The sequence below is a fragment of the Micromonospora sp. SL4-19 genome, assembly GCF_047921475.1.
Lineage (GTDB): Bacteria > Actinomycetota > Actinomycetes > Mycobacteriales > Micromonosporaceae > Micromonospora.
Genome location: NZ_JBLROB010000001.1, coordinates 94,015 through 113,485, shown reverse-complemented (window position 1 = coordinate 113,485; position 19,471 = coordinate 94,015). Strand labels below are relative to the sequence as shown.

The window sequence follows — 19,471 nt, the reverse complement described above, 5'->3', positions numbered from 1 at the left end:
CCCGCATCTGTTTCACGGTGACCCCAGCGGTCTGCGCGGCCGGCTACCGCTCCTGAACCGCGATCGCGGAGTCCTGGTCGCCGCCCCGCGTCCGGCTGGGTCAGGCCGTCACGGGATGGCGAAGAAGCCGAGGAACCGGAAGGCGAGCCACGGCTTGCGTCCCCACGCCCGCAGTTTCCCGCGGGCAATCAACGGCCACTGGCCGCTCAGGCCGGTGCTCAGCAGGAAGAACGACACCGGGTCGACCGAGATGGTGCAGTCGACCCGCCGCGGTGGGGTGTCGCTGACCGTGGCGACCCCTTGGGTGAAGAGCACCCAGAACCGGGAGAGGCCGCGCAGCCGCAACTCGTAGCACGCGCTCAGGTCCCGCACGGCGGCCCGGTCGACGAGGCGGGGCATGGTGGTGCGGATGAACGGCAGGATCAGTTCGACGTGCTGCGGCCGGACGATCGGTGGCAGCCGAAGCGCGGCGGCGATCGCGGTGCCGTGGCTCAGCATGTGCGCGAGCAGATAACAGCTGAACACGCCCAGCGGCATCGGGCCCATCGGGGTGTCGACGATCTCCGTGGCGGGTCGGACCCGGGCCGCCTCGATGAACGCCGCGGCCTGTCCGGCGATCCGCTGCGCGAGTACGCCCGGGTTGCGCTCGGTGTATTCAGTCAGCGACTGCGCGTTCGCAATGGCCAGCCCGGCCTTCGTTCCGTCGCCGTGAGTTGCCGGCCGGCCGGCGGCGATGGTGGCCATGAGTTCGTTGGCCGTCGCCAGATGTGCTGCCGCTTCGGCGGCGGTCCAGTCCGCGCCGGGGATGGGGATGTCGGCGGTGGGTAGCGGGCCGATCAGATCGGCCAGCCGCTTCGCTACGGCAAGGATTTCGTCGGGCAGCTCGCCACCACCGGCGGGGTCGGCTGTCGTCGGGGCCATGACCGCCGATCCTGATCGATCCCTAGCATCCTGTCCAGACGCCGGCTCGCGCTGTGTGCCGGGACCGTCCAGCATCCCGGTGGCTTCGCCATCGTTCGCCCGATGTGGTCGCTGACAGGGGTTAGTCGACGATCTCGACTACTACGTTCCGTGCTCTATCTGTTACCGGTCACATAATCAAGGTCTTGATCGATGCATCTCCAGCAATCTATGTTCTGCTCGCCTCGACTGGGGGGCCGAACGGGAGGGCGCTGTGCCGACGCATCGCTGGCAGTCTCGGGTGTTCATCACTGCGGCCGGCGGGGCCTACGCCGGTTGGGTTCGCCGGTTGGCGATTCTGTTGGCGCTGGTCCTGGTGGCGACGCTGACAGAGGTGCCAGAGCGTCCGGTCCGCCCAGCGCAGGCGGCAGCGCCCGCGGCGGCACCGAAGCCGAAGTGCCCGGATGATCGGGCGGATGAGGTGTCGGCGGCGGTCGCGGCGAAGATGTGTGGCGCTCGGGTGGAGGTCGCGGGCCGGCGGTCGGAGACGACGCAGGTGTTCGCGAACCCGGACGGCACGTTGACGGAGGAGCGGTCCCTCGCTCCGGTACGGGTGCGTGAGGGCGACCGGTGGGTGCCGGTGGACTTGACGCTGGAACGTCGGGCGGACGGCTCGGTCGCGCCGAAGGCACATCCCCGGGCGCTCACGTTCTCCGGTGCCGCCTCGGGTGCGGGGGAGCATGAGCTGGTCGCGGTGGGTGAGGGCGCTGACCGGAGCTCGCTGGCGTGGGTGGGACCGCTGCCGGAGCCCGTGGCGGAGGGCCGCACGATCACCTACCCGGACGTGCTGCCGAGTGTCGACCTGGTGTTCCACGCGCACACGACCGGCTACGAGCAGCACTTTGTGGTGAAGGACCGGGGCGGGCTGGCGCAGGTGCGCAAGCTCAGCCTGCCGATGCGGACCGGCAAACTCGCGGCGGTCGCTGACGGCATGGGCGGCCTGGTGTTGAAGGACGCCAAGGGCGGGCAGGTGGGGCGGGCTCAAACCCCGTTGATGTGGGACGCCGAGGTGGCCCCGCAGTCCCTGGAGCACGTCAACCATGGCCGGGTCGGGCTCCGTGCCCTTGGCAAGGGGGCCGGTCGTACGGTGGTGGAGTTGACGCCGGACGCGGCGTTCCTGGCCCGGTCGGACCTGTCGTTCCCCGTGACCATCGACCCGCCGACGTCGCTGTCGCCGTCGTTCGACGCGTTCGTGCAGAACAGCTACAGCAGTGACCAGTCGGGTTCGCCGGATCTGAAGCTCGGCTACTCCAACGACGGTGGTTCGTTCACGGCGCGGTCGTACCTGCGGTTCAACACCACCGGGTTCGCGGGCAGTCGGATCATCACGGCGAAGCTGCGGCTCTGGAACTACCACTCGTGGTCGTGCACGGCGGCGTCCTGGGAGGCGTGGCGCACCGACTACGCGGATTCGTCGGTGCGGTGGACGAACCAGCCGGCCGCGCGGGCGAAGGTCGGCACGTCGACGGAGACGAAGGGCTACAACGCCTCCTGCAACGACGGCTACGTCTACATCGAGGTCGGCCCTGCCCTGCAGTACGCGGCGGACACCAGCGCGACCAGCGCGAGCGTGATGCTGCGGGCGACAAATGAGTCGTTGAACCTGTCGTGGAAGCGGTTTGACTCGGCCGAAGGCGTCCATCCGCCGTTGGTGACGATCACCTACAACAGCGCGCCGGGCACCCCGTCGGCGCTGGCCGTCGCGCCCTGCTACACCCTGTGCGGGGCGGGGGCGCGCACCGCCGCCGTGCGGCCGACGCTGTCGGCGAAGCTCGCGGACGCGGATGCCGGGCAGACGTTGCAGGCCGAGTTCGAGGTGCGCAACAAGACCACCCAGGCGACGGTCGCGACGTCCGGTTTGCTGTCGGGTAACCCGGCGTGGACGAACGGGTCGACCGCAAGCTGGCAGGTGCCGGTCGACCTGGTCAACGACACCCAGTACGAGTGGCGGGTGCGGGCCAAGGACGCGTGGAGCTACGGCGCCTACAGCGCGTGGACGACGCTCACCGTGGACACCGCCAAGCCGGGGGTGCCGTTCGTGTCGGCCACCATCTACCTCAACGACGGGCAACCACACGGTGGCGCGGAAGCGCCGGACACGTTCACCTTCACCCCGGCGTCCGGCACCAACGACCTCGCGGCGTTCGTGTACAAGCTCGACTACGAGGCCACGGCTACGACGCTGTCCGCCACCGGCGCCACGTCGGTGACGGTGAGCCCGCGCGACGGGCATCGCACGCTGACGGTGCAGGCGAAGGACTCCGCCGGCAACCTGTCCAACGCCAACCAGTACGTGTTCGACGCCGGTGCGGCCGCGTTGGCGCAGCCGCTACCCGGAGCGACAATCGTCAAACGCACCAAGATGCAGATCAGCACCCCGGTGGCCGGCTACACCCGCGCCTATTTCGAATACCGGCGCGGCCCGGGCGGGGCGACATTGCCGGTCCCGTCGGCGAACCTGACCTCGGCAACCGGTGCCCCGATCACCGCCACCGCGGCCAGCCCCGTCAACCTGTCCTCGCTGGGCGGGTACGCGATCTGGAACGCCACCGACACCCTGGGCCTGGTCGGCGGCGTGGTCGAGGTCCGCGCCCAGATCTACACCGCCACCGGCGGCACCCCCGCCTACACCACCCCGTGGGTGCGCGCGTCGGTCGACTCCAGCGGTGACGGGGCCGCGAGCGACGAGATCGGACCCGGCTCGGCGAACCTGCTCACCGGGGACTACGCGCTCTCCGCCACCGACACGGACGAGATGGGCCTGACGGTGGCCCGGTCGTCGTCGTCGCGGACGCCGACCGACGGCTATCAGCCGATGGGGCAGCTGCTGACCGCGAACCAGCAGCAGGTCTCCACGGACCTGGCGGGGTTCACCGTGCCGTTCACCTCGGCGGCGGCCCGATCGACCGCGTTCGGTCAGGGTGAGGTCACCCCGGTCGCGTCTGTGGAGATCACCCCGGTCACCACGACCAGCAACGACACGTATGTGGCCGTTGGCGGAGACGGCGGCGGCATGCGGCTGGGCATGGTCGCGGGCAGGATGTATCGGGCGACGGGGTGGATCTATGTGCCCGCGAGCACCGGTCTGGTGCCTGCCTTCGCCCAGCGTGGCCTGCGGATCGTCGGCTTCTACAAGCTCGGCGACAACTACTTCGAGGTCGCCTCGCCCCTGGCCGCGTACACCGACGGCTGGCAGGAACTGTCGGTGGACATGAGCGTGCCCGCCGGTGCGACCGAGGCGTTCTTCCGGCTCTACAACGGCATGCAGGGCGGCTCCGGCCGCAAGGTCTACTGGGACAACCTGTCGGTCACCGAGATCATGGCCCCGTTCGGCCCCGCCTGGTCCGGCGGGGCGACCGGTGGCGCGGCCGACGTCGACTACACCACCGTCACCCTGCCTGAGCCATCGCTGGCCCAGGTCAACACCATCGGCGGCGGCTGGATCACCTTCGCCCGCAACCCCGACGGGGTCAGCTATACCCCTGAGCCGGGGGCCGAGGGCATGGTGCTGAGCAAGGTCGGCAGCACGGCCTACCGGCTGACCGAGCTCGACGGCAGCGTCACCGAGTTCACCCAGCAGGGCAGCATCTGGGCGGCCACGTCGTCGTGGACCTCCGAGGCCAACACCACCACCCGCTACGTTTACGACACCACGGGCGGCCGGGCGTTGCTGAAGAAGGTCATCAACCCGGTCGAGCCTGGGGTGGACGACACGAACCGCTGCACCACCGCCGTCCCGGCCCGTGGCTGCGAGGTCCTCGAATACGAGTACGCCACCACCACCAGCTCTGGACTGAGCCAGAGCGTGTTCGGTGACTACACCGACCGGGTCTCCGGCGTGAAACTGTGGACCTGGGACCCGAACACGTCCGCGATGACCGCCACCCAGACCGCGAAGTACGCGTACGACAACCTGGGCCAGCTCCGCGAGGTGTGGGACCCTCGGGTCAGCCCGCCGCTGAAGACGGCCTACGAGTACACCGGAGGCCGGGTCAGCAAGCTCACCCCGGCAGGTGAGCTGCCCTGGCAGTTCGACTACGGCAACCCCGACATCGACGCCGCGGCGCTTCGCTGGGACCTCGACGCCGGCTCCGGCACCACCGTCACCGACTCCTCGGGCAGCGGCCGGACCGGCACCATCGCCAGCGGCGTCGGCTGGGCCCAGGGCAACGACCCGGACAACCCGGCGGACAAGGCAGCCGCGTTCACCGGCGGCACCGGCCAGCAGATCAGCGTCGCCGGCACCACGCCGTCGAACACCTCGTCGTACACGGTGTCGGCATGGGTGCGGATCAAGGACAAGTCGGTCAACCGGACGGCGGTGTCGAAGGACGGCACCCGGACCAGTGGGTTCTTCCTCAACTACGTGGCCGCCGACGACAAGTTCGCCTTCTCCCGCGTGACCACGGACAGCGACACCGCCACCCCGGTGCGGGCGCTGGCGAACACCACCGCCGTCGCCGGGCAGTGGACCCACCTGACCGGCGTCTACGACACCGCCAGCGGCAAGATGAAGCTCTACGTCAACGGTGTCCTGCAGAACACCACCGCGGCGACCGGCGGTTGGGAGGCCACCGGCGGCTATGTGATCGGCCGGGCCAGGTGGGCCGGCGCCGCCAGCAACATCTGGGACGGCGAGATCGACGACGTCCGCATCTACGGCAAGGCCCTCACCGACGACCAGGTCGCCACCCTGGCCGGGGACGAGAACGCCGGGCGGCTGCTGAAAGCCCGCCGCGCAGCGCTGCAGCAGGGCTCCAAGACCGCCACCGACGGCGAGGTTGCCACCAACCTGGTCTACAACGTGCCGCTCACCCAGGCCGCCGGCGGCCCCTACAACCTCGGTGCCGCCTCGATCGCCACCTGGGGGCAGATCGACCTGCCCACCGACGCCACCGCCGTGTTCGGGCCGGAGGACAACCCGGGCCGCAACCGGGCCACCCCCACCGCCCCCGGCACCGGCGGCTACCCCTACGCCACCGTCCACTACCTCTCCGCGGGCGGTAAGGAGGTCAACACCGCCACGCCGGGCGGGAACATCGACACCAACGAGTACGACCGGTTCGGTAACGTGGTCCGGACCCTGGAGGCCACGGACCGGGCACTCGCCCTGGGCATCCTGCCCAACGCCAGCGCCTACCTCGCCGAACTCGGGCTGGCGAACTCCGACACCGCCACCCGGGCTCTGGCGCTGTCCACGGTCAGCGCGTACAGCGCCGATGGTGTTGATGTCGTTGACACCCTTGGCCCCACCGTCACCATGGTCCTGGAGAGCCCGCTGGCCGACCCGGACGGGGCCGGACCGCTGCAGGCGATCCCTGCCGGCGCCACGGTGATCGGCCGGACACACAGCGCAAAAACCTACGACGAGGGCAAGCCGGACGGCGCAACCTACCACCTGGTGACGACCGAGACCGAGGGCGCGCAGGTCGTCGGCTACCCCGACGCGGACGTCCGGATCAGCAAGAGCGGCTACGACGCGCACAACGGCGGCACGTCCGGCTGGGTGTTGAAGACCCCGACCAAGGTGATCGCCGACGCGGGGCCGGGCGGCCGGAACCTGACCGCTTACACGGTCCACGACAGCGCGGGACGGGTGACCAAGTCCTGGGGGATCGGATCCTCCGGCTCGGATGCGAAGGGTAACTACGCGATCTACTACACGGCCGGGCCGAACGCCAGCCAGGCATCGTGCGGGAACCGGCCGGAATGGGCCGGCCAGCCGTGTGTGACCAACGCCAACAGCACGATCACCGGCCACGACTCCGCCCGCATGCCCGGACACCTGCCGTGGCGCAACATCGAGCGGTACAACCGGTGGGGTGACCCGGAGAAGATCGTCGACTATGTCGAGGGCGCCTACCGGGTCAGCACCACCGGCTACGACTCGGCCGGTCGGGTCAGCTACAGCTGGGTGTCCAACGACCTCGGCGGATCGCTGGGATCGGTCAACACGGTCTACGACACGACCACCGGCAACGTGATCGAGAGCCGCTTCGACGGTTCCAAGATCACCCGAGAGTACGACCTGCTGGGCCGGCTCGCCGTGTATACCGACGCGGACGGCGGCCGGACCGTCAACGAGTTCGACCGATACGGCAAACCGACCAGGGTGTCCGACCCGACCGGCTACGCCGTCTACGCCTACGACCGCAACGCTGAACCGCGTGGCCTGATGACCAGCGTCACCGACAGCGTGGCCGGCACCTTCAAGGCGAAGTACTCACCCGACGGGCAGCTCACCGAGCTGAAGTACCCCGGCGGTCTGACGCGCACCGACCGGCTCGACGCCAACCTGCAACCGGTGGAGCGGACCTACACCCGCGACTCCGACGGCGCGACGATCTACTCCGAGTCCGTGGTGGCGAACAGCGCGGGCCAGTGGGTGAACCACTCCTACACCGGCGGCGCCAAGAACTACGGCTACGACCGGCTCGGACGCCTGGTGAAGACCCGGCACGACAGCGCCATCACCGGCGGCTGCGTCACCCGCACCTACACCTACGACGACCGGTCCAACCGCACCCGCAAGGCCAGCTTCGCCCCGGCCGCCGACGGCGGGTGCCAGGAGGACACGGCCGATGCGGAGGAAGACCATAGCTACGACACCGCCGACCGCCTGGTCGACGCCGGCTACGTGTACGACAATTTCGGCCGCACCACCGCGCTGCCGGGCGGGCTGACCAACACTTACTACGCCAACGACCTCGTCAAGCAGCAGCAGCTCGGCGACACCCGCCAGACGTGGACCCTCGACCCGGCGCACCGGTTCCGGGCCTTCACCACCGAGACCCTCGTCAACGATGCCTGGGTCAACACCACCTCCAAGCTGAACCACTACGGCGACGACTCCGACAAGCCTCGATGGATTGCCGAGGACGCCACTGGCGCCGTCACCCGGAACGTCCCGGGGCCCGACGGTGACCTCGTCGCCACGACGTCCTCGAGCAGTGGCGCCCGGCTGCACCTGACCAGCCTGCACGGAGACGTGGCCGCGACGGTCGACACCGAGCTGACCGAACCCGAGCTGTTCGACTACGACGAGTTCGGCGCGCCGATGCAGGCACAGGCCGACCAGCGGTACGGCTGGCTGGGCGGCAAACAGAGGTCCGCTGAGACGCTCGGCGGAGTCGTCCTCATGGGTGTTCGGCTGTATCTGCCGGCCATCGGCCGGTTCCTGCAGGTCGATCCCGCCGAGGGAGGCAACGCGACCGCCTATGACTACTGCACTGGCGATCCGGTCAACTGCTTCGACCTGGACGGAAAGTGGGGCCTCTCGTCCCTCAAAAATGGCCTCAAGAAGATCGCCGGCGCGGCGGTGTCCGCCACCAAATCGGTGGGCTCCTTCCTGATCCAGAATGCGGGCACCATCTCGGCCGTCACCGGCGTCCTGGCATTCGTGCCAGGCCTGCAGTGGATGGGTGCGATATCGCTGGCCTTCGGGGTGATCGACGCGGTGTCGTCCTGCAAGGGACGGAAGGCAGTCTCATGTGGCCTGGGCATCGCGGGAGCCGTCATCGGTGGCTCGGCGATGAGGTTGGCGAAGACCGCGAACAAAGCCCGAGCCGGTTATCAGAGCGCCCAGAAAGCGCGGGCCGCCTACAAGCCAGGGGCGAACTCCCGTAAGTTGCAGAACAAACGCAAGCTGAGCAAGGCGGCGGTGAACGCGAGAAAGGCCTTCAACAAGGCCCAGCGGCGGTACAACCCGTGGAAGTACGCCGGTGTTGGCTACGCTGCCACGGCGGGAGCCCAGACGGCCTGCAAGTTCGTGCGTCCGTGCGGAAGCAGGGTGAGTAGGTGGCGAGGCGGTTGGCTCTGAGCGACGACCGGGGTCCGAGGGATTCCCTCTCGGACCCCGGCGGTCGCCTGGTGCGTCTGATGGCCGCACCGGTGGTCTGGCTGACGGGGTTGGCCGATGACCGGGCGGCACTACGCCGCCAGACGGTGCAGCGGCCGACGCACTCCGTCGAGGCCAACCTGCGCAACCAGGAACGAGGCTACGCGTGGACGGTGTTCGGCGCATCGTGGGCGTTCGGTGGTGTGGCTGCTGACCTGCTGCTCGAGCCGGTGATCGGGAAGACGGCCGCCGACACGTTCTTTGGTGTGGTGATGTTCGGGCTGGTGCTGTCGGCGGTCAGCGCAGGGTTGAGCGGGCTGCGAGCCATGGCGGCGGGCCGGTGGGGCTGGCTGGTGTTCCCCGGCGATGCGGCGGACAAGAAGACCCGGCTGCGGCTGCGCCAGCGCCAAGGCTCCCAGGCAAACACCAGCGGGCGCCGGCGCGTGCGGTTGGTGCGGTGGGCGTGCCAGCCGTGGCGGTGGGATCCGCTGGTCGCGGCGATCGTGGCGATACCGTTCTACTTTGCCGGCGTGAACGTGTGATCGGCACATCCCCGATGCGGCGGTGCGCGGCCGACCTCACCGAGACCCGCCAGTAACTGCCGAGGCCTCGTCCCCGTCATGGCCTCCGGCGGAGTGCGCCGCCAGCATCGGAGCGGCCGGTGAGGGACGGGCGGTGCGCGGTCGCGCGTCAACGGCGAGAACCGCCAGCGCGGCCAGCGTCAGCAGCCCGCCGGCAAGCGCGAGCGGCTGCGGCCCCGGGCCGGGCAGGAGGGCACTGCCGAGCAACGACCCGACCCCGATGCCGACGTTGATGGCGGTGCTGACGCCGGCCGACGCGAGATCGGTGCTGCCGGGGGCGAGTTGGAGCATCCGGCTCTGCACGGCGGTGCCGAACGCCGCGTAGGCGATGCCGATGCCGGCGAGCAGGACCGCCGTGGCGGGCCGGAGCGAGCCGAGCGCGTACAGGCCGAGCAGGCTGGCCGTTCCGACGCCCAACGGTGCCAGCAACGAGGCGATCGGATGGGCGTCCAGGGTGCGGGCGACGATGATCGTGCCGGCGACGCCGGCCACGCCGGAGACGAACAGCAGCGGCGCCAGCGCGGCAGCGGTGAAGCCGCTGACGTCGAGCAGGAACGGCGTGACGTAGGTCTGCAGGGTCAGGAAGCCGGTGATGCCGAGGGCGGTGGCGACCAGGAGCATCGTGAAGCGCCGTGCGTGCGGTGCGGTGCCCCGGGCGGCACCCCCGGCGGCCGGTGGGTAGGACGGGATCAGCGCGACCACCGCGACGGCGATCGCCAGGCCGACCCCGGCCAGCACCGCGAACGACGCACGCCAGCCGGCCTGCTGCCCGAGCCAGGTGCCCAGCGGCACGCCGAGCACCGGTGCGAGCGCCGCCCCGGTCGAGAACAGTGCCACCACCCGGCCCCGCACGGCGGCCGGGAAGGGGCCGGTCACGGTCGCCGAGGCGACGGACCAGAACAGGGCCTGGGTCAGCGCGGTGACCAGGCGGGCACCGGCCAGCACGGCGTACATCGATGCGAGCGCGGCCGCGACGTTCGCCACCGCGAACAGGATCATCGTGGCGCCGAGCAGTTGGCGGCGAGGGATCCGGTGGGTCAACCGAGCCAGCGGTACGGACGCCAGCACGACCACGACGGCGTACCCGCTGACCAGCAGGCCCACCTGCGAGCGCGACCGGTCGAGGTCGGGTGCGATGACGGTGAGCAGGCCGATCGGCAGCAGCTCGGTCGTGATGAACGCGAACGCGGCGAGGGAGAGCACGACGAGCGCCGCCCTGGCCCTGCCCGGTGAAACCTCCGGCGCCACGTCCCACCCTCCTGTCCGACTACCCGCGTCAGGCCAGCGGCCCCAGGTGCCGCCGCCGTAACACTAAGCTGACGCCGTGCCGACGGAGGATGGCGAAATCGACCTGGACAGGTACGAGCGTGAGCCGGCCGGATCGGCGGGCGCCGGCCCGAGAAGGCTCGCGGCAAGGCACTCGCTGGCCCTGCGCTTCGTCGCTGCCTTCGTGGCCGGTGTCGTGCTGGGCGGCGTCGGTGTCAAGGTGCTTCGAGACTCGCGTGAACAGCGGGAGCGGACGGTCTCACTCGTGGCCATGCCTGCATCAACCAGTGGCGTGAGTGCGGGCTCTCCGGGCCTGGTTCGACTGCAGGGTCAATTGGCGTTGATCAACGCCGGCTCCGCGCCGCTCACGGTTCATGCGGCCACGGGGCAGAGGCCGGACGCGCGGATCAGGGACACCGGCCAGTCGCGGCTGATACGACCTGGCGGCACCGTCCTGATCGACGTCGAGCTGCGATTCGATTGCTCGATCCCGATCGAGAACGAGCCGTTGCCGACGCGGTTTTCGGTGAAGACCGACGACAACCAGGACAGAGAGGTCGACTACCCGGTCGCCGTAGGGGAAAGCGTCTGGCAGCGAGACGCTGCGCAGGCGTGCCAGCGCCTGCTCTGACGCCCGTCCCCTGCGGGGGCACCTCCGGGTCGAGCTGGTGGTCTTGCGAACCGCTGCCCCGGCACGTACAACCGGGTGTCCGTGGGCGCCGGGCCGCCGCCCCGACCGATAGGGTGCCGGAAACGCCGTGCCGGGGAGGGGACATGTCGATGCTCGCTGAGCTGGCGGTGCCGCCCGCGGTCGAGGCGGAACGGGTCATCACCGCCGTGCTGGCCGACCTGCGCTCCGGCGCGCACCGGGGCGTGGTGGTCGACTCCCCGCCCGGCGCCGGCAAGTCCACGCTCGTGGTCCGCGCCGCCGTCGAACTGGCCGCCGCCGGCGAGTCGCTGATCATCATCGCGCAGACCAACGAGCAGGTCGACGATCTCATCGACCGGCTCGCCCGCAAGGCCCCCGAGCTGCGCATCGGCCGGCTCTCCGCCACCGACTACAAGCCGTCCGAGCGGGTCGAGGGCCACGAGACGGTCCGGGTCGCCGCCAAGGTCGCCGACCTCGCCGGCTCGGCGATCATCATCGGTACGGCTGCCAAGTGGGCCACCGTCGCCGAGGGCGTCTGGCCGTGGGCGATCGTGGACGAGGCGTACCAGATGCGCTCGGACGCCCTGCTGCGCGTGGCCGGCCGGTTCGAGCGGGCGCTGTTCGTGGGGGATCCCGGGCAGCTCGACCCGTTCTCCACCGTCGAGACCGCGCGCTGGACGGGCCTGACCTGGGATCCGATGCAGTCGGCGGTGGCCACCCTGCTGCGGCACAACCCGGAGCTGCCCGTACACCGGCTGCCGGTCTCCTGGCGGCTGCCCGCCACCGCGGCGCCGGTGGTGGCGGCGGCGTTCTACCCGTTCACCGGGTTCCGGGCCGGCACCGGGCGGGCCGACCGGGCGCTGTCGTTCACCGAGCCCGGACCGGGCGACCGGTTCGACGCGACCGTCGAGGTGGCAGCGGCGACGGGCTGGGCGCTGTACGAGCTGCCGGCCCGGCACACGCTGCGTACCGACGGGGAGGCCGCGGCGGCCTGCGCCGCCCTCGCGCTGCGGGTGCTGCGGCGCGGCGCGGTCGCGATCTCCGAGCAGGCACCCGACGGCGCGCCCGTGACGGCGGACCGGATCGCCGTGGGCGCCGCCCACCGCGACCAGGTGGCGGCGATCCGCGCCCGGCTGGGCGAGGCGGGCGCCGGCATCACCGTCGACACCGCCAACCGCCTCCAGGGCCGGGAGTACGACGTGACGATCGTGCTGCACCCGCTGTCCGGGCGGCGGGACGCGACCGCCTTCCACCTGGAGTCCGGGCGGCTCTGCGTGCTCGCCTCCCGGCACCGGCACGCGTGCGTCGTGGTGGCGCGGGCGGGGATCCCGGAGCTGCTGGACGCGCACCCGTCGACCGAGCGGATGCACCTGGACGTGCCGGTCAAGTTCCCGGACGGCTGGGCGGCCAACCAGACGATGCTCGCGGCCTGGCAGAGAGATCACCTCGTGGGGGAGATGTGAGGATGTCCGACTCCGCGACGGCCCGGGTGATCGAACCGGTCCCGCCACCACCGCCGGCCCGGCGCCGTGCACCAGGCATCTGGGCGTTGGTCACTGGCCTGCTGCTCCTGCTCCTGGCCGCCACCGCGTTGGTCGCGATCGAGCCGCTGCACCGCCCGCTGCCCGCGCCGACGGTCACGCGGACCCTGCCCACGTCGGCGATCATCCCCGGCACGGCCCCGAAGCTGCCATGGCCGAACACCGGGCAGGCCGCCCTCTGGGTCGAGGGGCTGGGCTCGCTCGGCAAGTCGGGCAAAAGCAAGCCGGTGCCGATCGCGAGCGTGACCAAGGTGATGACCGCGTACGTGATCCTGACCGAGCACCCCCTCGACCCGGGCGAGCAGGGCCCGAAGCTCACCGTCAGCGCGCAGCAGGCCGCCGCGTACCCGAAGGAGCAGGCGCGCGGGGAGTCCCTCGTGGCGGTCGTCGCGGGCGCCGTCTTCACCGAACGGCAGGCGCTGCAGGCCGTCCTGCTTCCGTCGGCGAACAACATGGCGCGGATCCTCGCCGCCTGGGACGCCGGCAGCATCGAGGCGTTCGTCGCCAAGATGAACGACACCGCCGCCGCGCTCGGCATGACCGACACCCACTACACCGACCCGTCCGGGCTCGACCCCGCCACCGTGAGCACCGCCGTCGACCAGGTGATCCTGGCCCGGAAGGCGATGGAACTGCCGGCGTTCGCGGAGATCGTGGCCCAGAAGAAGGCCACCCTGCCGGTCGCCGGCACCGTGAAGAACTACAACGAACTGGTCGGCAAGGACGGAGTCGTGGGGATCAAGACCGGGTCCACCGACGAGGCGGGCGGCTGCCTCGCCTTCGCCGCCGTCGTCAAGGTGGGCGGCCGGAAGATCACCATCGTGGGCGCCATCCTGGGGCAGCCCGGCGCCAACACCCCCGTGCAGCTGGACCGGGTGTTCCGGGCGACCCGTCCACTGCTGCGCACCGCCGCCGCCGCGATCGCGGTGCACCCGGTCGTGCGAGCCGGCGATGAGGTCGCCACCGTGCAGGGACCGTTCGGTGCCAGCACGACGATCAACGCGGCGAAGGACGTGAGCGTGGTGGGCTGGCCCGGCCTGCGGGTGCGGCTGGACGTCGACATCCCGGCCGTGCCGGCGGAACTTCCCGCCGAGACCGAACACGGCCAGGTCCGAGCCACCGTCGGTGAGGGCAGCCCGGTGGCCGCCGCGCTACGCACCGGCGTAGGGCTGGAAGCCCCGAGCACCTGGGATCGCATCCGCCACCACCGCTGAGCCGCCCGTCGGCACCTAGATCCAGCGGTTGCCCAGCCACATGCGAGCTGCCCAGTCGGCGTACGGGATGGTGTCCCCGACGTAGATCGGATAGAAGTACGCGAAGCAGGCGGCGACCAGCAGCACGTACACGCCGGCGACGATCGCGCCGATCAGGCGGCGGTCTCCCCCGCTCTCCGGGGCGCCGCCGGTCCTAGCCGGGACGCGGGCCGGCGCCATGATGGCGCCGAGCACATAGACCACGGCGAGGATCAGGAACGGCTCCGCCGGGATGGCGTAGAAGGAGAACATCGTGCGGTTGTCGGCGGCGGCGAAGTAGAACCAGGGCAGCAGCCCGGCGATGACACCCAGCCCGATCGTGCCCGCCCGCCAGTCGCGGCGGGCGATACCGAACCAGGCCAGCGCGCCCAGCGCCGGGATGAACGACCACCACAGCAGCGGCGTACCGAGCAGCAGGACCTCCAGGGTGGGGGTTGACCCGCCACACGTCCCGAAGCAGTGGAACTGGAACGCGACCGGCCGGCCGAGCAGCAGCCACTGCCACGCCGACGACTGGTACGGGTGCGGGGTCTGCAGCCCGGTGTGGAACTTCAGCGCCTCATGGTGGTAGTGCCACAGGTTCTGCAGCGCGCCGATGACGGGTGCCTCCCGCTGGCCGGTGTCGCGCAGCCAGTGGCGGAGATAGCCGTTGTCGCTGGCGAACCACCCGGTCCAGCTCGCCAGATAGACCGCGCCGACGATGGCCCCGCCGAGCACCAGCCAGCCGGTCTCGTCGAGCAGCGCGTCGCGCCACGGGCGCCGTACGCCGGCCGAGCGCCGGGTCTGGGCCTCCCAGTAGAGCATCAGCGCGGCGAACACGACGACGTACCACACGCCGCTCCACTTGACCGCGCACGCGCAGCCGAGCAGGGCGAAGGTGGCCAACCGCCACCACGGTACGGCGAACCGGGGCCGTCCCCTTTTGCCGGGCGCGGTCGGGTCGAGCCCGTCCGCCAGCGCCCGCAGCCACCGGCGCCGCCGGGCGTCACGGTCGAGGATCAGCGTGCCGAACGCGGCGAGGACGAAGAACATCAGGAAGATGTCGAGCAGCGCCGCCCGGGACAGCACCAGCTGCATGCCGTCCAGCGCCATCAGCAGCCCCGCGGCGCAGCCGAGCACGGTGGATCCGAACATCCGCCGGGCCACCCGGACGAGGATGAGCACCGAGACGGTGCCGGTGACCGCCGCCGAGATACGCCAGCCGAACTCGTTGTAGCCGAAGAGCCACTCGCCGAGCGCGATCATCCACTTGCCGAGCGGCGGGTGCACCACGTACTTGCCGGCGTTGGTCTTCTCGTCCCACTCGATCCCGTGGACGAGCAGATCGTGCGCCTCGGTGGCGTAGTAGAGCTCGTCGAAGATCTTGCCCTTCACCTGCGCGAGGTTGAGCAGGCGCAGGACCCCGGCGATCGCCACGATCACCGCGGTGGCCACCCAGGAGCGCAGGTCTCCACGAGGATCGAACGGGGCGAGGCGTCGCCTCACGGCGTCCGGTAACGCCGGGCGCGGCACGCCGGGCGGATTGTCGACGCGGGACGCGGTCACCGGGCCCGGCCCAGTTCGTTGACGACTACGGTGCCTGTGCTCTGCGTGGTAGCCGCCTCGGTCATCCGCGCATCGTAGGTGGAGAACTGAAGGGTTTGGCGACCTTCGCAGCTTTGGCATGATGTCCGGCGTGTCTGCCAACTCCGATCCGCGTTTCACCGACCCAGATCCGCCCACCACCGCCTTGCCTGTGGTGAACCCGGGACGCGGCCGACACCGGTCGTTGGACGACGGGCGCCGGGTCATGTTGGTGGCCGCGGCGGGCGCCGTCGTCGCGGTGGTGGCCGCCGCGCTGATGGTCGGCTTCGGCGGCGACGACGGCCCGAAGGGCTCCGGCCCGGTTTCCGCACTGGCCACGCCCGCCGACGAGCCATCCGTTGCGCCCAGCGAGCTGCCCGCGACCGAAGCGCCGTCGCCCACCCCGACCGCGTCCCCGTCGCCGCGGCCCACGGTGCGGCCCCCGGCCAGGCCGGAGCAGCTCGTCGCGGGCCTGCGGGCAACGGTGGACGGCCTCGCGCAGCAGGGCGACCTTCGCCGTGGCGCAGCTCGGGAGCTGAACAAGCGACTGCGTGAGGTCGAGGAGAAGCTCGCCGACGGTGAGGCGCGCGAGGCGCGCGAGAAGCTGCGCGGCTTCGTCGAGAAGCTGATCAACCTCCGCGAGGATGACAAGATCAGCAACAGGGGCTACGAGTTGTTAATCGCGGGGACCACCCAGCTCTCACAGGCCCTGCCCGCCCGCTGACCGCGCTCGGCGCGGCCCTCGCACACGGCCGATCCGGCTGACGTCAACGAGAGGGGTGGTGCGAGTCGTCGGACACTTGTACGGGCATGCTGGTGATGACGACACCGGGTAGGCGGCGCAGGGCCTTGCGGAGGCGATGCTCGATTCGTGAGTGCAGGACCTTCTGCCAGGGATGGTCCACCACCACCTCGGGTATGACCACCGTGAGAGTGAGGTCGGGGCTCCTTTCGTGCAGCTGGCCGATGTACTGGGCCAGGGGCTCGAGGATCTCCCGGTGCGGCGACACCACGATCTCCAACCGGATGTGGTCACCCCAGGCCGTCCACTCGTCGCGGAGCCGGTCGGCTTCCTGATCTTCGGGGCTGACGTGCACGGCGAGTGACGGCTGGCCGAGCGACACCACGTAGGCGAGAGCACGCAGGGTCGTCTGGTCGAACCGGGCTACCGGGACGACCAGCAGGTGGCGTACCCGTTGGGGTAGGAATTCTTGCGTCATGTCCCGCTCGCTCTTTTCGGAGGGCAACTGTGTCGGGGCGGGGCGCAGGGACACCGCCTGCCGTACCCGGTCGTAGTGCCGTCGTATCCGTAGGCACAGGACGACCAGCACCGGCACGGCGACCACCACCACCCAGGCGCCTGAGGCGAACTTGGTGATCGCGGCGGTCACCAGCACGATCGCCGAGAGCACCGCTCCGAACGCGTTGATCGCGGCCCTGCGTCGCCAGCCCGGCTCACGGTGCCGCCGCCAGTGGTTCACCATGCCGACCTGCGAGAGCGTGAACGCCAGGAAGACACCGACCGCGTAGAGCTGGATCAGGGACTGGGTGCGGCCCCCGAACGCGGTGAGGATCACCGCGGAGGCGATCGACAGGGTGATCAGGCCGTTGCTGAGGGCCAGCCGGTCACCCATGTGCAGGAACCGGCGCGGGACGTAGGCGTCGCGGGCCATGAAGTACAGCAGCCGGGGCAGGTCGTTGTACGCGGTGTTCGCGGCCAGCAGCAGGATCAGCGCGGTGGCCGCCTGGATGATCCCGTACCACGGTCCGTGGGGGAAGGTGCGGTGAGCGAGCTGGGACAGCAGGGTCTCGTTCGCCCGCGGGGCCAGGCCGTTGAGGTGGACCAGGAACATCAGGCCCGCGAAGAGGAGGATCAGGATGCTGACCATCCAGGTGAGCAGGGTGCGGGCGTTGCGCCACTCGGTGGGGCGCAGGGCCGGTACGGCGTTGGACACCGCCTCGATGCCGGTCATCGACGTGGCGCCGGAGGCGAAGGCGCGCGCGATGAGCAGCACGCCGAGTGTCTCCGTCGCGGGCACCGGTGGTGCCGGGGCCACGGTGAATCCGCGTGCCGCGGCCTGCGTGAGCCCGACGAGCGTCATCCCCCCGATCGCGATCAGGAACAGGTAGGTGGGGGCGGCGAAGATGTTTCCCGCGACGCGGATCCCGCGCAGGTTGCCGGTCAGCAGGGCGGCGATGACCAGCAACGACAGCGGTACGGCCAGTGGGGTCAGCGCCGGCATGGCCGACGTGATCGCGGCGATTCCCGCCGCCACCGACACGGACACGGTCAGCACGTAGTCGAGGATGAGTCCGATCGCCGCGGTCAGCCCGGCCCGGGGGCCGATGCTGTCGCTGACAACCAGGTAGGAGCCCGCGCCGTGCGGGTAGGCGCGCACGGTCTGCCGGTACGAAGCACCGACCGCCAGCATCAACACCACCAGCGCGCCGGCGATCGGCAGGGACAACCCCAGGGCCGCAGTTCCGGCGAGGACCAGGATGGTCAGCAACGCCTCCGGCCCGTACGCCACCGACGACAGCAGGTCGGACGAGAGGATCGGCAGCGCGATCAGTTTGCGCATGCGTTCCCGCAGCACGGACCCGCTGGACAGGGGCGGCCCGAGCAGCACCCGACGGATCCGGACGGCGAGCCGACCCACGTCGGTGTCGGGCTGCTCCGCCGCCGGAGTCGTGGTGAGCTCACCCGGTTGATCCGGCCGGAACTCTTCATTCGGCGCTCGGGGGTGGGCCGCGCCCGGCCCGGTGGGACGAAGCTCGGGATCCACCGGCAGCGCCCGCGCCGATTCGTCGACCCGCCACTGGTCACCCAGCCGGCGCAGCGCCTCAAGATCCGGCGCCGACAGGGGCGGGAACTCCGCCGATGGGCTCAGCGAGACGGTCGGCCGCTCCTGGCCCTCACCGTCCCGCTCCTTGCCCAACGCCCGCTCCTACTGCTCAACACCCGCCAGCCGTACTGACGATCCCAGGAACACCCGGCCCGGCGACGGTGATCCGGCGCATTGGTGCCACATGATCGGCACTGCCTCCGGGGGCGCGAGCGGCGGCTGTCCGACGGCGAGGCTCAGTGCGGCAGGCGGCGGGTCAGGACGACGTGGTCGACGAGGGTGCCCGTCTCGCCGTCGGGGCCGGTGCCCGTCCGGTGCGCGGCCCCGAGCCGTTCGGTGTGCCAGTCGTCGGGGTGGAGATCGAGCGCGGCGAGGATCTCCTCCGGGCTGGCGAAGTGGGCGTGCGGGTGGCTCTCGCGGGCCCAGGACGGTGGTGCGCCGTGCTCGACCACCAGGAGCCGGCCGCCGGGCGCGACCGCCCGTGCCGCCGCGCGCAGCACCGCCTCCCTGGGCAGTTCCAGCGGGGACTGGAGGAACTGCGCCGAAACCAGGTCGTACCGGCCCTCCGGGAAGGTTCGGGTCAGGTCGTGCATGGCCACGGTGATCCGGGACTCCACACCAGCCCGGGTCGCCTCGGCGGTCAACCGGCTCAGGGCGGTGGTCGAGACGTCCACGGCGGTCACCCGCCAGCCCCGGCCGGCCAGCCAGATCGCGTCGCCGCCCTCACCGCAGCCCAGGTCGAGCGCCGTGCCGGGCGGCAGCGGGTCCACCACCTCGGCCAGGACGGCGTTCGCCCGGCCGCTCCACACCCGGTCGCGCTGTTGGTACAGCTCGTCCCAGAACCGGGCGGTGTCCTCGTCCACCGGGTGGGCCCCGTGCTCGGTCATCGCGTCTCCTCCTCACCGGGCGAACGGCCGTCGCCCCGACTCGGCGATGGTGCGTCGCCGGGACACGAGTCGGCAAGGATTCTTGCCG

The 19,471-nt window shown here is 70.9% G+C and carries 11 protein-coding genes; 6 read left to right on the top strand and 5 right to left on the bottom strand.

The features are described from left to right. Positions 1 to 108: 108 nt before the first annotated feature. Positions 109 to 921, bottom strand: coding sequence for a maleylpyruvate isomerase N-terminal domain-containing protein (locus ACNAVT_RS00495; protein ID WP_416291699.1), 813 nt, complete (start codon positions 919 to 921; stop codon positions 109 to 111). Between the two features lie 328 nt (positions 922 to 1,249). Here ACNAVT_RS00495 and ACNAVT_RS00490 point away from each other — a divergent pair, with 328 nt between their 5' ends. Together ACNAVT_RS00490 and ACNAVT_RS00485 are read left to right on the top strand one after the other, a co-directional pair. Further along, positions 1,250 to 8,779 carry a LamG-like jellyroll fold domain-containing protein gene (locus tag ACNAVT_RS00490; protein ID WP_416291697.1) on the top strand — a complete coding sequence of 2,510 codons (7,530 nt, stop codon included), beginning with the start codon at positions 1,250 to 1,252 and terminating at the stop codon, positions 8,777 to 8,779. Between the two features lie 59 nt (positions 8,780 to 8,838). Then, positions 8,839 to 9,339, top strand: a complete 501-nt coding sequence (locus tag ACNAVT_RS00485) for a hypothetical protein (protein WP_416291695.1) — start codon at positions 8,839 to 8,841, stop codon at positions 9,337 to 9,339. A 36-nt stretch (positions 9,340 to 9,375) separates the two neighbouring features. Here ACNAVT_RS00485 and ACNAVT_RS00480 read toward each other — a convergent pair whose 3' ends face one another. Next, complete coding sequence (locus ACNAVT_RS00480) at positions 9,376 to 10,626, bottom strand: MFS transporter (RefSeq protein ID WP_416291693.1); 1,251 nt, start codon at positions 10,624 to 10,626, stop codon at positions 9,376 to 9,378. Positions 10,627 to 10,702: 76 nt separating this feature from the next. Here ACNAVT_RS00480 and ACNAVT_RS00475 point away from each other — a divergent pair, with 76 nt between their 5' ends. The 3 genes from ACNAVT_RS00475 to ACNAVT_RS00465 all read left to right on the top strand — a co-directional run bounded on the left by ACNAVT_RS00475 (position 10,703) and on the right by ACNAVT_RS00465 (position 14,048). Then, entirely contained in the window at positions 10,703 to 11,275 is a 573-nt protein-coding gene (locus tag ACNAVT_RS00475) for a hypothetical protein (protein ID WP_416291691.1), read from the top strand. 149 nt (positions 11,276 to 11,424) lie between these two features. Beyond that, positions 11,425 to 12,756, top strand: a complete 1,332-nt coding sequence (locus tag ACNAVT_RS00470; protein ID WP_416292806.1) for an AAA domain-containing protein — start codon at positions 11,425 to 11,427, stop codon at positions 12,754 to 12,756. Positions 12,757 to 12,758: 2 nt separating this feature from the next. Next, positions 12,759 to 14,048 (top strand): D-alanyl-D-alanine carboxypeptidase family protein, encoded by a 1,290-nt coding sequence (locus tag ACNAVT_RS00465; protein ID WP_416291689.1) that lies wholly within the window; start codon positions 12,759 to 12,761, stop codon positions 14,046 to 14,048. A gap of 15 nt (positions 14,049 to 14,063) precedes the next feature. On the opposite strand, the gene ACNAVT_RS00460 is transcribed toward ACNAVT_RS00465, so the two are convergent. After that, a complete protein-coding gene (locus ACNAVT_RS00460) occupies positions 14,064 to 15,752 on the bottom strand; it encodes a dolichyl-phosphate-mannose--protein mannosyltransferase (RefSeq protein WP_416291687.1) in 1,689 nt (562 codons plus the stop codon). Between ACNAVT_RS00460 and ACNAVT_RS00455 the strand changes: the two genes are divergently transcribed. Then, positions 15,751 to 16,374, top strand: coding sequence for an FIMAH domain-containing protein (locus ACNAVT_RS00455; protein ID WP_416291685.1), 624 nt, complete (start codon positions 15,751 to 15,753; stop codon positions 16,372 to 16,374). The genes ACNAVT_RS00460 and ACNAVT_RS00455 overlap by 2 nt on opposite strands. A 43-nt stretch (positions 16,375 to 16,417) precedes the next feature. Here ACNAVT_RS00455 and ACNAVT_RS00450 read toward each other — a convergent pair whose 3' ends face one another. Beyond that, positions 16,418 to 18,589 (bottom strand): APC family permease, encoded by a 2,172-nt coding sequence (locus ACNAVT_RS00450; RefSeq protein ID WP_416291683.1) that lies wholly within the window; start codon positions 18,587 to 18,589, stop codon positions 16,418 to 16,420. Positions 18,590 to 18,732: 143 nt separating this feature from the next. Further along, entirely contained in the window at positions 18,733 to 19,383 is a 651-nt protein-coding gene (locus tag ACNAVT_RS00445; RefSeq protein WP_416291681.1) for an SAM-dependent methyltransferase, read from the bottom strand. Positions 19,384 to 19,471: the final 88 nt, after the last annotated feature.

Excerpts from the sequence above, each read along its gene's own strand:
- ACNAVT_RS00455 (WP_416291685.1), top strand. The coding sequence starts at position 15,751 with ATGATGTCCGGCGTGTCTGCCAACTCCGATCCGCGTTTCACCGACCCA.
- ACNAVT_RS00460 (WP_416291687.1), bottom strand. The coding sequence starts at position 15,752 with ATGCCAAAGCTGCGAAGGTCGCCAAACCCTTCAGTTCTCCACCTACGA.
- ACNAVT_RS00495 (WP_416291699.1), bottom strand. The coding sequence starts at position 921 with ATGGCCCCGACGACAGCCGACCCCGCCGGTGGTGGCGAGCTGCCCGAC.
- ACNAVT_RS00445 (WP_416291681.1), bottom strand. The coding sequence starts at position 19,383 with ATGACCGAGCACGGGGCCCACCCGGTGGACGAGGACACCGCCCGGTTC.
- ACNAVT_RS00485 (WP_416291695.1), top strand. The coding sequence starts at position 8,839 with ATGGCCGCACCGGTGGTCTGGCTGACGGGGTTGGCCGATGACCGGGCG.
- ACNAVT_RS00465 (WP_416291689.1), top strand. The coding sequence starts at position 12,759 with ATGTCCGACTCCGCGACGGCCCGGGTGATCGAACCGGTCCCGCCACCA.
- ACNAVT_RS00470 (WP_416292806.1), top strand. The coding sequence starts at position 11,425 with ATGCTCGCTGAGCTGGCGGTGCCGCCCGCGGTCGAGGCGGAACGGGTC.